Origin of the sequence: Flavobacterium ustbae, assembly GCF_003946915.1 — a bacterium.
Taxonomy (GTDB): Bacteria; Bacteroidota; Bacteroidia; order Flavobacteriales; family Flavobacteriaceae; genus Flavobacterium; species Flavobacterium ustbae.
Genome location: NZ_RPOC01000019.1, coordinates 30,442 through 43,973 on the forward strand (window position 1 = coordinate 30,442; position 13,532 = coordinate 43,973).

Genomic DNA, 13,532 nt, shown 5'->3' on the forward strand with positions numbered 1-13,532 from the left:
TTAAAATTTAAAATTGTAAGTGATACTAGGAACAGGAATTGAGAATATAGAAGTCTTATACCCTTTTACCTTACCGCTCTGATCTGTTACGAAAAAGATTGAATACGGATTGTTTCGCCCTAAAACATTATAAACAGATATGTTCCAGAAACTATGTGCCAGTTTCTTTATTTTATGATTTCCTTCTATATTAATTCCGATGTCTAAACGTATGTAATCCGGAATTCTGAATTTATTTCTGTCGCTGTATAAAGTATATTCAGCTCCTCCGTAATTATAAGTTCCAATTGGAAAAGTAATTGGTCTTCCTGTCTGATATAAAAAGTTGGTAGACAAGCTGTAACGTTTTGTAAATTTATAATTTAAAACGGCACTCAGGTCATGAGGTTTGTCAAAATTTGCGGCAAAATATTTTCCGTTATTTACTTTCTCTTCGTTAAATTGTCCGTCAAGTTTAATTAAAGATCTGGAATAAGAATATCCAAGCCATCCGTTTAATCTTCCTACTTGTTTTTTAACTAAAAATTCAATTCCATAGGCTTTTCCGTCGCCTTGCAAAAGTTCTGTTTCTACATTTTCGTTAAGTAATAATTGTGCTCCAACTTTATAATCTAATATGTTTTTAGATTTTTTGTAATATCCTTCTAAACTAAGTTCGTAAGTTTCGTCATCAAGATTTTTGAACAATCCTAAAGAAAACTGTTGAGCACTCTGCGGACGAACATTCGCATCTGAAAGCTTCCACGTATCTGTTGGAGATTGTGTTACATTGCTGGAAAGCAGGTGAATGTATTGTCTGGTCACATCGTAGCCCGCTTTTACAGAAAAATCTTCCGTTAAGAAATACCTTGCGGCAAGACGCGGCTCAAACCCTCCATAGGTTTTAATTACTTCGTTTTTTCCGTAATGATCCGTTCGTATTACAGTGGCATCATTTAGAGGCAGACCTTCCTGATAAACATTTACATCAGCTTCTCCTAAGGCAGAATAGCTAGAATATCTTAATCCTAAATCAATTAATAGTTTTTCACTTAATTTATAAGTGTCAGCAAGATAAACCGCAGATTCTAATCCCCGTTCTTTATCAATATCTGTTGGGACTAAAGTAGCATTCGGATTTGTCGGATGCTGATAACCCGGTGAAATATTGTATAATTTGCTGGAAATTCCATAAGATAAATTATGCTTCTTATTGAGTTCATAATTAAATTTTAATTGCAATTGCGTCTCATTGATTTTATATCCAAAATCAAATGAATTGATATCATCAGAATCATAATCAATATTGAATTTATATTCGCTGTTCGTTAAAATTAAAGCAGATTTATGTCTGTCACTAAAAGTATGATCCCATTTTACAGAAGCAAGTCTGTTGCTGTATTTGTATAAAGAATCAGAGCTAATTCTAAATCTATCGTTACTATAATATGCTGTAGCTTCTAAATTGTTATTTGCATTTATTGCATTGTTGTATTTTAAGATACCATCATAAAAACCGGCTTCGCTATTTTTTAAGTTTTCGTCATCAAGCGTTTTTAAAATCCAGTCAGAATAAGTTGCTCTTCCTCCAAAAATAATACTTGATTTGTTTTTTTGAATAGGAAGGCTTAAAGTTAAATTCGAAGTAATAGGGCCAATTGCACCTTCTCCTGAAAATTTCTCCGGATTACCATTTTTAGTTCCAATATCAAATACAGATGATAATCTTCCTCCAAAACTTGCAGGAATACTACCTTTATAAATATCTGCTTTTTTAGCTGTATACGGATTTATGGCAGAGAAAAATCCCAGAAAATGCTGTGGATTATATAAAACTGCATTATCAAGAAGAATTAAGTTCTGATCTTCTTTTCCGCCTCGTACATTAAACCCGGCTGAACCTTCACCTGTAGTTTTAATTCCCGGAAAAGTAGTGGCAACTTTTAAGATATCTCTTTCTCCAAGTATTAACGGTACATTTTTAATGTTCTCAATATCAATAGAAACTAATCCGGAAATAACGGTTTCTGTTGCTTTTCTGCCTTTCTTCTGAATGACAACTTCATCAAGAAGATTCGATTTTTCATTAATATTGATATCTAAATTACCATCATCATAAACCACAACTGTTTTTGTAACATCTTTGTGATTAAGTGATTTGATTTCAATTACGTTTGTACCTCGCGGAAGTACCAAAGTGTAATTTCCATCTAAATCAGTAGAAGTGTTGATGTTTTTGTTTTTTACTCTAATGTAAATGTTTGGTTCAGCTTTACCCGTTTCTTCATTTCTGATAGTTCCTGAAACCGTGTAGCTTTTTTTTGCAGTACTGCTGTTTTCTTTTCCAATAAAAGTTACGGCCGATTTTTTAGTAACACTGTAATTATTTAAAGAATCATATTGCTGATAGAAAACAGGATTTCCGGAACCGTCATTTTTGTTAGTTCCTGTTTCTGTTGGTGCATCGGCAAAAAAGCCACTAGGCAGACTTTCGTGAATTGTCTGGTTCAGTGTAAGAATGATTTTGTTTTTCAAAACAATAAAATTCAAATCAGTTTTGTTGAATAATTTGTCAAGTAATTCGTCAATAGTTACATTACTGTAACTTTCAGAAATAAGGGTTTTGTTTGAATCAACCCAAACCGGATCAAAATAGAATTTATAAGAAGTAGATGCTTCTATCTTTTTTAATGCTTCAGATAAAGTGTTATTATTAAATGTAATAGATAGTTTTTCATTTGAATTTTGGGAAAATGAAAAATTACATGATAATATAACAACTAAGGCGAGTATAATTTTTTTCATGCAGTCTTATTTTTCAATCGAAAGAGAGTTGTTAATATATTTCATTAAGTTTTTCATAAATAAATTAAGATCAGATTTTCTTAGGTCCCGATTCATTTCATAAAACTCATTGATGTTTTTTTTCTTTTCCGGAAATATTTTTATGATTTCACTTTTACTGTCTACAGTGTATAAAGATTTTTTGTAACCCAGTAAATAATTGCTCTTTGGTTTGAACTGATAGAAAACCCCATCTTCTCTAACTACCTTTTGGATTGTTTTACTGTGTTTGATGTAAAATGCAAAATCTGTGGTATTTTCTGTTACTTCATAATAGCCTGTAACAAAACCTGGTAAATTATATTGCTCTTTGTTTAGTTTGATAAAGTTTCGATTGTATAAAGAGAAAGATTCTACTTTATCTTTTACTAAACTTATTCCGATCAATTCTGAAGACCCGTAAGGGTTTAAAACTAATATATCTCTGTAGATATCGTATTTTAAAGATGTTTCATAGTACGTCTGTCCTTCAAAAGCCAGAGTTCCTTTCTCGAACTTGTCTTCCTGAAAATAGATTGTACTGCCGTCTAGTGTGCTGTAAGGATTAGTATGGAGGACACCATTGTTAATGTCAAGATTGTTTTTTCCAATACTTTTGTCAAACCAATTGTAGATTTCAATTTCTTTAGCGCTTTGGCTACGAATCGAATTAATGCTTAATAATATTCCAAATAAAGTCAGGAATATTATCTTTTTTTGATAATTTTTCAAAGGATTCTGTAGTTTAAATGATTTGTTTTGGTGGTTTTCAAAAGTATTAAAAAAACGTTATAAATAAAACGCAGATTTGTTAAAATGTGATATTTTTTTTATGTATTTAGAGCTTTTACTTCTTTAATTGTCGAATTTTGATGGTTGTTATTAAAAAAATAAAAATAAATAATCCTATTTTAGATAAATTGAAAAACCCCAATTCGATTAAGAATTGGGGTTTTCTATGAATAAACCTTTAGTAAACTAAGATCTGATTACTCTTTTTTATCCTCACGCGGAGGTCTTGGAACAAGTGCTTTTTTAGAGACTTTTTCTTTTTTAGTTTTAGGGTCAACTCCTAGGTATTTCACTTGGAAAACATCACCCATTTTAACTACGTCAGCAACATTTTCTGTACGCTCCCAAGCCAATTCAGATACGTGAAGCAATACCTCATTTCCTGGTGCAGCAGTATATTCTACCACAGCTCCAAAATCAAGCATTTTAATCACTTTCACTTCATAAGCTTCTCCCATTTGAGGTTTGAAAGTGATAGAAGCGATTTTTGCTAATACCGTTTCAATTCCAGCAGGATCTGTACCTAAAATTTCTATAACACCTTGCTCGTCAACTTCGTTAATAACGATAGTTGTTCCAGTAGCTTTTTGTAATTCTTGAATTACTTTTCCACCAGGTCCGATCAATGCTCCAATAAAGTTTCCAGGAATAGTTCTGGTAATGATTTTTGGTGCATGAGCTTTTACATCAGCTCTTGGCGCAGCAATAGTTTCGTTTATTTTTCCTAAAATATGTAAACGTCCGTCGCGAGCCTGAGCCAAAGCTTGTTCCATAATATCATAACGTAAACCGTCAATTTTGATATCCATTTGGCAAGCTGTGATACCGTCGGCAGTTCCAGTTACTTTAAAGTCCATGTCTCCTAAGTGATCTTCGTCTCCTAAGATATCAGACAATACAGCAAATTTCTCACCGTCAGTAATTAATCCCATAGCAATTCCAGAAACTGGTTTTGTCATTTGAACTCCAGCGTCTAATAATGCCATTGTTCCAGCACAAACCGTTGCCATAGAAGAAGAACCGTTAGATTCTAATACCTCAGAAACAACACGGATTGTATAAGGACAATCTGCAGGAATCATATTTTTTAATGCTCTTTGAGCTAAGTTACCGTGACCAACTTCTCTTCTTGATGTTCCTCTTAGTGGTTTTGCTTCACCAGTTGAGAAAGGAGGGAAGTTGTAATGTAAGTAGAATTTCTCTTCACCTTGCTCAGACGGAGAATCAATTTGGTTTGCTTCTCTAGAAGTTCCTAAAGTTACAGTAGCCAAAGCTTGAGTTTCTCCACGTGTAAATAAAGATGAACCGTGAACTCTTGGTAAATAATCAGTTTCACACCAGATTGGTCTGATGTCTGTAGTTTTTCTGCCGTCAAGACGAATTCCTAATTCTAAAACTACATTACGAACAGCTTCTTTGTTTGTTTTATAGAAATATTTAGAAACTAAATCTCCATCAGCGGCCAATTCTTCTTCTGTAAATAAAGCTTTTACTTCTTCTTTTACTTCAGCAAATGCAGCGCCTCTTTCGTGTTTAGCCGAACCAACTTTTGCAATAGCATAAATTTTATCGTATGCAGCTTCTTTTACTTTTTTGTAAATTTCTTCGTTTTCTTTTTCACCTTCGTAAGTACGAATTTCTTTTTTACCAAAAGCTTCTTGTAAACGGTATTGAGCCTGAATTTGAACTTTGATAGCTTCGTGAGCAAATTTAATTGCTTCGATCATTTCAGCTTCTGAAATTTCTTTCATTTCCCCTTCAACCATTGCAACAGAATCCATAGAAGCTCCAATCATCATATCGATGTCTGATTTTTCTAATTCTTCCCTGCTTGGGTTGATTACTAATTTTCCATCGATACGCGCAACACGTACTTCAGAAATTAAATTGTAAAACGGAATATCTGAAACTGCTAATGCTGCAGAAGCTGCTAAACCTGCTAATGCATCTGGCATAACTTCTTCGTCGTGAGACATTAACTGAATCATAACTTGTGTTTCTGCATGGTAATCGTCTGGGAAAAGCGGACGTAAAACACGATCTACTAATCTCATTGTTAATACCTCGCTGTCGCTAGGGCGTGCTTCTCTCTTAAAGAAACCTCCTGGAAAACGACCAGCAGCTGCAAATTTTTCGCGGTAATCTACCGTTAATGGTAAAAAATCAACGCCTGGGTTGCTGGTGCGAGCTGAAACTGCTGTTGCAAGAATCATCGTGTCGCCCATTCTAACTACTACAGAACCATCAGCTTGTTTAGCTAAACGTCCTGTCTCGATTGTGATGCTTCTGCCATCACCTAAATCGATCTTTTCTACAAATAATTGTGGAATCATAAATTTTTTCCTTATTGATTATACAATGGGTTTTAGTTGTGTTGTAGTTGTTGTTGTGTGTAGTTGTTGTTATCTAAAACCCAATGAAAAACCAAACTTTTTTTAATGTTAATATCAATTACAAGAATCAATATTAATGTGTTGTAAAGTTAGAAATCTAAAATCTAATTTCTAAAATTTAAAATAAAAAAAGAGGCACTCTCGCACCTCTTTACTATATTGATTATTTTCTGATATTCAATACTTTGATAATCTCACGATATCTGTTGATCTCTTTCTTTTTCAAGTAATCCAACAAAGCTCTTCTTTTACCTACTAATAGTACAAGAGAACGTTCAGTGTTATAATCGTGACGATTTTTTTTCAAGTGTTCAGTTAAGTGAGTAATTCTGTAAGTGAACAATGCAATTTGACCTTCTGCGCTTCCAGTGTTTGTTGCACCACCGTGTTGTGCGAAAATCTCTTCTTTCTTTTCTTTAGTTAAATACATTCCAATATTATTTAATGATTTTTATGTATGTCAGACAACTTTTGTAAGACGGGTGCAAAAATAATACTTTTTTTCAGAAAAATAAATTTTATTGCGTCTTATTTTGCTTTTATTGTTATTGGTAATTTATAAAGTACTCTAACAGGAACACCTCTATTCTTTCCAGGATTCCATTTTTTTGCTTCTTTAATCAATTGAATGGCATTTTCATCAATGCCGAAACCAACTCCTTTTAGTACTTTTGGGTCTGCTAAATTTCCTTCTTCATCGACTATAAAAGTGATGTATATTTTTCCAGAAATGTTTCTGGCTTCTACAGGAATATGCATAGATTTTCCTATGTAGCTGTAGAAAGATTCAATTCCGTTTTTAGGGCTTGGGTAAACATATTTTGTGCTGTACGAATGTTTTGTATTCAAAGAATCGGTAGTCACGCCAGAAATTAGTTTTCCATTTTTATAAATTTCAGAAAAACTTGATTTTCTCTTAAAATCCTTTCCCGTCCAGAGGCCTTCTTGCAGACCATTCTTTAATAGGCCGGCCTCTTCATTGTTTTCGCTCTTGTCTGAATAATTTCCATTTCCATCGATAACGATTCGTTCTTTTTCAGGATTCCAAAAATTAATAATTTTACTCTCAATTTGCCCTTTTTTATTTTCAAAATAGTCAATTTCAGATTTTAGATTTCCGTTTTCGTACCAGTTAAATTCTCTTCCTGATTTTCTTTTATTGACATAATTTGCAATGTGTTTTTTATTTCCATTTTCATAATAAGAAACCGCTTGACCATCATTTATCATGATATCCTTATCTAGAGTCGTAGCGATAAATTTTAATTTTCCAGATTTATAAAAGTCTTTATAAACGTAAGATTCTTTATCAGCATAATAGTCTTCAATAAGTCTTGTATATTTATAATTGTCTTCATTGGATTGCGTCCACATAGAATCTAAATAGATCAATTTATTTGTAACAACCGCGTTTTGTGAGAATGATTTGGTGGAAATTACAATAATAAGAAGTAGACGTAGAAATGTTTTCATAGAAAATTAAAAAGTTTTATGTAAAGCCAAAGTAGTATTTTTAATACAATATACCAAGTTTCTCTTATTAACAAATTCTGAAGTTTCTCGCAGATTTTAGATAGATTATTTTTGGTCTTTAATTTTCTTTTTTGAATTATCTAGATTCTTTTCATCAACATTTGTTGTAGATAATAGAATGCCTTTATTGTAATTTTCGTTAAATGTAATGTTGCTAGAAGTATCTGTTTTCTCCCACACTCCTTGTTTTAAGCCATCTTTTACAGTTCCTTTTTGCAAAATAAACTGATTTTTTTCCTCGTATTCTCCGTTACCGTCAATAACAGTTTGTTCTTTATTTTCGTCCCAAAAATTTAGAATTAAAGTTTGAACAGTTTTTGTTTTAGGATTCCAAATATTCAGTTTTTCAGACTTTTTATTTTGGTTTTCGTACCAATTTATTTCTTTACCTTCTTTACGGTCTTCTTTAAAATTTATTACAGACTCTTTTGCGCCATTTTTAAAATAGTAAATAAATTCGCCGTCTTTTTTTAAAACATCACGATCTAATGTCGCGCCAGTCATTTTCTTTCTTCCGTTTTTATAAAAATCGGTTACAACATAACGCGCGCTTTTCTGAGAGTAATTGGTAATTACTCTCGTGTAAGTATAATTTTCTGGTGTGCATTCTCGATTTAAGGAGTCTAAAAATATTTTTTTAGAAACCATATTAATTTGCGAAGACAGAGTAGCTGAAATTATCAGAAGCAAAAAAAGTAGTATGTTCCTTTTCATTCAGTCCTATTTTTTATCTTAAAAATAGTTCTTCTAGAATAATTTAGCAACTTCTTGATTTACAAATTCTAAAAATCTTTCGTCAGCTTCTGTAAAAGGATCGATCACGTGGCTGTCAATGTCGATTTGTCCGATATTTACTCCATTTACAAAAAGAGGCACCACAATTTCTGATTTCACAGTTAAACTGCAGGCAATATAATTGTCTTGTGCTTTAACGTCTGGTACAACAAAATTAGCATTACTTTCTGCTACTTGGCCGCAGATTCCTTTTCCGAACGGAATTACAGTATGGTCTGTTTCTGCGCCAACATAAGGTCCTAAATGTAAAGTTTTATTGTCATGATTGGCAAAATAAAAGCCAACCCAATTATAGTAGTCAACATTTTCGTTTAAAAGCTGGCATATTGCTAATAGTTTTTCGTCTCTATTTGCTTCGTTTCCAGTAATAATTGCACTTATTTTTGGTTGTAATTCTTGAAATGTCATAATGTAAAAATTTATACAAAAGTATTTAAAGCTGAACTTAAAAAATACATAAATTTGAAAAAAAAATCTCTTGAAAAAATATTTAGTCCAGTTTAAGCCGTTCCTGATTTTTGTAAGCATCTTTTTTTTGACCTATATTGTGCTTACAATTCTCTATAAGTTTTATTTAAGTGGCTATCAGTCTGAAGATTTGGACACTATGACGGTAATTTCTGGCAATACCTCAGAGCAATTGCTAAAGCTTTTTAATTACGACATCATAATTCAGAAAAACTCACAAAATCCGTGGCAGGATATTATTTTAAATGGCAAATATATAGCCCGCATTACCGAAGGTTGTAATGCTATAAGTGTAATGATACTCTTTGTATCGTTTGTAATGGCTTTTTCGGGTAGTTTTAAGAAAACTTCGCTGTTTATTATTTTAGGAATTATATCAATTTATATATTAAATGTCACAAGAATTTCTCTTTTGATTGTACTGGTATACAATTTTCCACAATATACCCAATTTCTACATGGAACTTTCTTTCCATTAATGATTTATGGATATGTTTTTATTTTATGGATTTTATGGATCAATAGATTTTCAAAGTATGCTAAATAAGTTAAAAGAGAATAAATTTAAAATCTTTGTTGCCATTATTGCCGTAATAGGCTTTGCTTTGATTAGAACTTTTGAAAATAAATTGTTTTATGATCCGTTTCTAGTATATTTTACTGCCGATTTTCACTCGATTCCTTATCCTGAAGTGCATACTTTCAAGCTTTTTACGGGACTTTTTTTTCGATATTTTCTAAATTCTGCGCTATCCCTTTTGTTAATTTATGCTTTGTTTCAGAATCGCGATATTTTTAAATTCAGCTTGTTTATGTATGCCTTCTTCTTAGTTGTGCTTTTAAGTTCCTTTTTTATAATACTTTATTTTATTCCGGATGCTGGCTGGCTTCTTTTTTATGTAAGGAGATTTATAATTCAGCCTATTTTGGTGCTATTATTCATTCCTGGATTTTACTATCAGCTTCAAAAAACCAAAAAATAACATTTGTTTTAGATTTTATCGGCAGTTTTTAAATAGCTTTGCAGTATGAATTTGAAAAAGTGTACAGGCCTATTTCTAGCTTTCCTTTTATTGGTTTCCAATATTGGGTTTGCTTTTGATGTGCACTATTGTGGCGGACACATTGCTTCGGTTTCTTTAAAAACTACAGCAGAACCTGTTGTCGAAAAGAAATGCTGCGGTTCTAAAGAGAAAAAAAAATCTTGCTGTAAAGACAAAGTTGTTCATTTCGAAAAAAAATCAGATGATGCAACAATAAAATTCTTCTTTTTTCAATTTGCTTTTCCAGCAGTTATACAAGATTATACACCTCTTGTCTTTTTAGAACTTCCAAGTTTTAAAAAGAAAGAAGTTCTTTCGTATTATGCTGATGCGAATGCGCCTCCCTTATTTAAATTATACCATCAGTATATTTACTATTCCTGATTTTATTGTTAAGATGCACTGCAAGTCTTGATTAAGGCTTTGCATTTACATTTTATTGCTTTTTGCTTTGCGCAGAATGCCAAAATGTAACTCTATTTCAACATTAAAATCATTTTTTATGCAAAAAAATATAATGCTTTTTGCGGTGTTTTTGCTTTCTGTTTCTATGTTTTCGCAAGAAGATTTAGAGGAAGTAAAAATCACTAAAAAGCAAAAAGGAATTAAAAAATCCTATACGTTAACAACCAATACATCTCTAATTACTAGTAAAGAGTTGCTTAAAGCGGCATGCTGTAATTTGGCAGAAAGTTTTGAAACCAATCCATCAATCGATGTTAATTTTTCTGATGCTTTAACAGGAACAAAGCAAATCAAAATGCTTGGACTTACGAGTCCGTATTTAATGATTACAGAAGAAAATATTCCATCTGTTCGCGGCGCTTCTCAAGCTTACGGATTGTCATTTACTCCTGGAACTTGGATCGAAAGTGTTCAGATTACCAAAGGAGCGGGGAGTGTTATAAACGGTTACGAAAGTATTTCGGGTCAAATCAATACAGAACTTTTAAAACCATTAAGCGATATTCCTTTTTTTCTAAATGCTTATGGTTCTACCGATTCTCGTTTTGAATTGAATACACATTTTAATAAAAAACTATCAGATAAATGGGCAACAAGTTTATTTGTTCACGGAAATACGCGTGTAGCAAAAAACGACATGAACAATGATGGTTTTCTAGATAATCCGTTAGGGAAACAAATCAATGTATTAAATCGTTATCAATATTACAATCCAGAAAGCGGTTTGGTGAGTTTTATCAATTTCAGATATATGAACGATAAAAAACAAACTGGTGAAGTAGATTTTGATAAAGATCGCGATAGAGGAACTACAAACTATTGGGGATCTGAAATTAATACAGAACGTTTTGATGTTTCAACAAAAATCGGTTATGTGTTTAAGGATATGCCATATCAAAGCATCGGATTTCAAAATGCTTTTAATAGTCATAAACAAGATTCTTATTTTGGTTTAAATCAATATGATATCAAGCAAAACAGTTTTTATTCGAATTTGATTTTCAATTCGATTATAAACAATACGATGAATAAGTTTACAACTGGTTTGAATTTTTCTTACGATCAATATCAGGAATTTGTAAATCTTACAGATGTAACTAGAATCGATAATTCGGTTGGTGCTTTCTTCGAATATACGTATGACAATACAGATAATTTCAGTTTAATTTTAGGAGGAAGAGTTGACAATCATAATCGATTAGGAATTTTTGTAACACCAAGATTGCACATGAGATATAATCCTTGGAAAAATGGAGTAATTCGTTTTTCTGCAGGAAGAGGGAAACGTTCTGCTAACATTTTTGCCGAAAATCAGCAGCTTTTTGCGAGTTCAAGAACTTTTTCGATTTTAGATTCTAATGGAAAAGTATACGGGTTAAATCCAGAAATTGCTTGGAATTATGGAGTAAGTTTTTCGCAGAAATTTAAAATATTTGGCAACAATGCCGATGCAGGTTTTGACTTCTACAGAACCGATTTCCAAAATCAGGTTGTTGTAGACGTGATGCAGAGTCCGCAGCAAGTTTTGTTTTATGATTTGAAAGGAAGTTCTTTTGCCAATAGCCTTCAAGTTGAATTTAATTATGAATTGATTCATAACTTAAATTTGAGAACGGCTTATAAATATTACGACATTCAAACCGATTATTTAAGAGGAACATTCCAGCGTCCGCTTCAGGCGAAACATCGTTTTTTAGGGAATTTAGAATACGAAACAACTATGAATGACGATAAACAATGGAAGTTTGATTTTACTTATAATTGGTCTGGGAAACAGCAATTACCTTATACGGCATCAAATCCAGCAGAAGATCAATTTCCTGATTTTTCGCCAGCTTATGCAGTGATGAACGCGCAAGTGACTCGTGTTTTTTCTTCTGTTTTTGAAGTTTATGTAGGAGGAGAAAACATTGGAAATTACAAACAAGAAAAAGCAATTTTAGGGGCAAATGATCCCTTTGGACCTAATTTTGATGCATCGATAGCATACGCACCAATTTTTGGGCAAATGTATTATGCAGGATTACGATTTAAAATAAAATAAAGAATAATTTCAACAACAATAAATAGTAGACAAAATGAATAAAATAGTTTTAATCGCAATGATAATGTTTTTAGGTTTTTCGGCACAGGCTCAAACCAAAAAAAATAAGAATTTAAAATATACAACCGAAGTAAACGGAAACTGTGAACAATGCAAGAAACGTATAGAAAAGGCCGCTTATGGTGTTGCAGGTATAAAATCGGCAAGCTGGGATGTAAGTTCGCATCAGCTTTCTGTAATTTTAAACGAAGAGAAATGTTCTCCGTCAGATTTGAACAAAGCAATTGCAAAGGCAGGTCATGATACTAAGGATGTTAAAGCAACTGAAGAAGATTATGATAATCTTCACAGCTGTTGCAAGTATGTAAGAGAATAATGCAAAGAGAAGCCCAGAACGACTAGTTTGGGCTTTTTTTAATAGTTAATTTATGTTTAAAATACCGCATTTTATTGTGGTTAAAGTAAATTATTGTTACTTTCACGAACTTATATAGATAACCAATTTCCCTTTTATGAATAATTTTGATTGGACCCAGTTAATTAACCCTGAATTTTACATTACTTTAAGTGTCGGAGGTTTTCAAATTGGGTTGTTTATTGTGCTGTTTATAGTTTTTGCTGAAACAGGACTTTTTGCAGGTTTTTTTCTGCCTGGAGACAGTTTGCTTTTCTTAGCAGGTATTTACAGTCGTGATTTAATTGAGAATGTTGCCTATATCCCAAATGATTTTATAAATGTTTTTCTTCTTGCCACAGCAGTAGCTATTATGGGAGTTTTAGGAAATATGACCGGTTATTGGTTTGGTGCAAAAAGCGGTTATTATTTATTTAAAAAAGAAGATTCATTCTGGTTTAAGAAAAAATATCTACTTCAATCAAAAGATTTTTTTGAAAAGTACGGTGGAAAAGCAATAATTTATGCACGTTTCCTACCAATTTTTAGAACGTTTGCTCCAATTGTTGCTGGAATCGTTTCAATGGACAAAAAGAAGTTTATGTTTTATAATATCCTGAGTTCTTTCCTTTGGTCATTTATATTGATTTTTGCAGGACACTACTTATATGGTGTGTTCTTAAAACAAGGAATCGATTTAAAGAAACATATCGAATATATCATCATCATTATCATTATTATCTCAACTCTTCCAGTTGTATTGAAATTGTTGAAAAAGAGACCAAGCGAGAATATTTAAAAGA

The 13,532-nt window shown here is 32.2% G+C and carries 13 protein-coding genes; 6 read left to right on the top strand and 7 right to left on the bottom strand.

Features of this window, described 5'->3' with window-relative positions; all coding sequences use genetic code 11:
• The 7 genes from EG814_RS18115 to EG814_RS18145 all read right to left on the bottom strand — a co-directional run bounded on the left by EG814_RS18115 (window position 1) and on the right by EG814_RS18145 (window position 8,723).
• Window positions 1–2,784 (bottom strand): TonB-dependent receptor, encoded by a 2,784-nt coding sequence (locus EG814_RS18115; RefSeq protein WP_125723298.1) that lies wholly within the window; start codon window positions 2,782–2,784, stop codon window positions 1–3.
• A gap of 6 nt (window positions 2,785–2,790) precedes the next feature.
• Window positions 2,791–3,534: a hypothetical protein gene (locus EG814_RS18120; protein ID WP_125723299.1), complete on the bottom strand. Its 744-nt coding sequence runs from the start codon at window positions 3,532–3,534 to the stop codon at window positions 2,791–2,793.
• 257 nt (window positions 3,535–3,791) lie between these two features.
• Window positions 3,792–5,927: a polyribonucleotide nucleotidyltransferase gene (locus tag EG814_RS18125; RefSeq protein ID WP_125723300.1), complete on the bottom strand. Its 2,136-nt coding sequence runs from the start codon at window positions 5,925–5,927 to the stop codon at window positions 3,792–3,794.
• Window positions 5,928–6,150: 223 nt separating this feature from the next.
• On the bottom strand, window positions 6,151–6,417 hold the full coding sequence (gene rpsO / locus EG814_RS18130; RefSeq protein ID WP_125723301.1) for a 30S ribosomal protein S15: 267 nt from the start codon (window positions 6,415–6,417) through the stop codon (window positions 6,151–6,153).
• A 98-nt stretch (window positions 6,418–6,515) separates the two neighbouring features.
• The gene (locus tag EG814_RS18135; RefSeq protein WP_125723302.1) at window positions 6,516–7,460 is read right to left on the bottom strand and encodes an energy transducer TonB; all 945 of its coding nucleotides are present in this window, start codon (window positions 7,458–7,460) and stop codon (window positions 6,516–6,518) included.
• A gap of 105 nt (window positions 7,461–7,565) precedes the next feature.
• Entirely contained in the window at window positions 7,566–8,234 is a 669-nt protein-coding gene (locus EG814_RS18140; protein WP_125723303.1) for a toxin-antitoxin system YwqK family antitoxin, read from the bottom strand.
• Between the two features lie 33 nt (window positions 8,235–8,267).
• Window positions 8,268–8,723: a GAF domain-containing protein gene (locus EG814_RS18145; protein WP_125723304.1), complete on the bottom strand. Its 456-nt coding sequence runs from the start codon at window positions 8,721–8,723 to the stop codon at window positions 8,268–8,270.
• A gap of 70 nt (window positions 8,724–8,793) precedes the next feature.
• Here EG814_RS18145 and xrtF point away from each other — a divergent pair, with 70 nt between their 5' ends.
• The 6 genes from xrtF to EG814_RS18175 all read left to right on the top strand — a co-directional run bounded on the left by xrtF (window position 8,794) and on the right by EG814_RS18175 (window position 13,528).
• Complete coding sequence (gene xrtF / locus EG814_RS18150; RefSeq protein WP_125723305.1) at window positions 8,794–9,330, top strand: exosortase family protein XrtF; 537 nt, start codon at window positions 8,794–8,796, stop codon at window positions 9,328–9,330.
• On the top strand, window positions 9,320–9,766 hold the full coding sequence (locus tag EG814_RS18155; protein ID WP_125723306.1) for an exosortase F system-associated membrane protein: 447 nt from the start codon (window positions 9,320–9,322) through the stop codon (window positions 9,764–9,766). Before xrtF ends, EG814_RS18155 begins: the two co-directional genes overlap by 11 nt.
• Window positions 9,767–9,811: 45 nt before the next feature.
• On the top strand, window positions 9,812–10,210 hold the full coding sequence (locus EG814_RS18160; protein WP_125723307.1) for an HYC_CC_PP family protein: 399 nt from the start codon (window positions 9,812–9,814) through the stop codon (window positions 10,208–10,210).
• 118 nt (window positions 10,211–10,328) lie between these two features.
• On the top strand, window positions 10,329–12,335 hold the full coding sequence (locus EG814_RS18165) for a TonB-dependent receptor plug domain-containing protein (RefSeq protein ID WP_125723308.1): 2,007 nt from the start codon (window positions 10,329–10,331) through the stop codon (window positions 12,333–12,335).
• Between the two features lie 34 nt (window positions 12,336–12,369).
• Window positions 12,370–12,711: a heavy-metal-associated domain-containing protein gene (locus EG814_RS18170; RefSeq protein WP_125723309.1), complete on the top strand. Its 342-nt coding sequence runs from the start codon at window positions 12,370–12,372 to the stop codon at window positions 12,709–12,711.
• 136 nt (window positions 12,712–12,847) lie between these two features.
• Window positions 12,848–13,528, top strand: a complete 681-nt coding sequence (locus EG814_RS18175; RefSeq protein WP_125723310.1) for a DedA family protein — start codon at window positions 12,848–12,850, stop codon at window positions 13,526–13,528.
• Window positions 13,529–13,532 lie beyond the last annotated feature (4 nt).

Excerpts from the sequence above, each read along its gene's own strand:
- EG814_RS18170 (WP_125723309.1), top strand. The coding sequence starts at position 12,370 with ATGAATAAAATAGTTTTAATCGCAATGATAATGTTTTTAGGTTTTTCG.
- EG814_RS18135 (WP_125723302.1), bottom strand. The coding sequence starts at position 7,460 with ATGAAAACATTTCTACGTCTACTTCTTATTATTGTAATTTCCACCAAA.
- EG814_RS18165 (WP_125723308.1), top strand. The coding sequence starts at position 10,329 with ATGCAAAAAAATATAATGCTTTTTGCGGTGTTTTTGCTTTCTGTTTCT.
- EG814_RS18140 (WP_125723303.1), bottom strand. The coding sequence starts at position 8,234 with ATGAAAAGGAACATACTACTTTTTTTGCTTCTGATAATTTCAGCTACT.
- EG814_RS18160 (WP_125723307.1), top strand. The coding sequence starts at position 9,812 with ATGAATTTGAAAAAGTGTACAGGCCTATTTCTAGCTTTCCTTTTATTG.
- EG814_RS18145 (WP_125723304.1), bottom strand. The coding sequence starts at position 8,723 with ATGACATTTCAAGAATTACAACCAAAAATAAGTGCAATTATTACTGGA.
- EG814_RS18175 (WP_125723310.1), top strand. The coding sequence starts at position 12,848 with ATGAATAATTTTGATTGGACCCAGTTAATTAACCCTGAATTTTACATT.
- EG814_RS18115 (WP_125723298.1), bottom strand. The coding sequence starts at position 2,784 with ATGAAAAAAATTATACTCGCCTTAGTTGTTATATTATCATGTAATTTT.
- rpsO (WP_125723301.1), bottom strand. The coding sequence starts at position 6,417 with ATGTATTTAACTAAAGAAAAGAAAGAAGAGATTTTCGCACAACACGGT.
- EG814_RS18155 (WP_125723306.1), top strand. The coding sequence starts at position 9,320 with ATGCTAAATAAGTTAAAAGAGAATAAATTTAAAATCTTTGTTGCCATT.
- EG814_RS18125 (WP_125723300.1), bottom strand. The coding sequence starts at position 5,927 with ATGATTCCACAATTATTTGTAGAAAAGATCGATTTAGGTGATGGCAGA.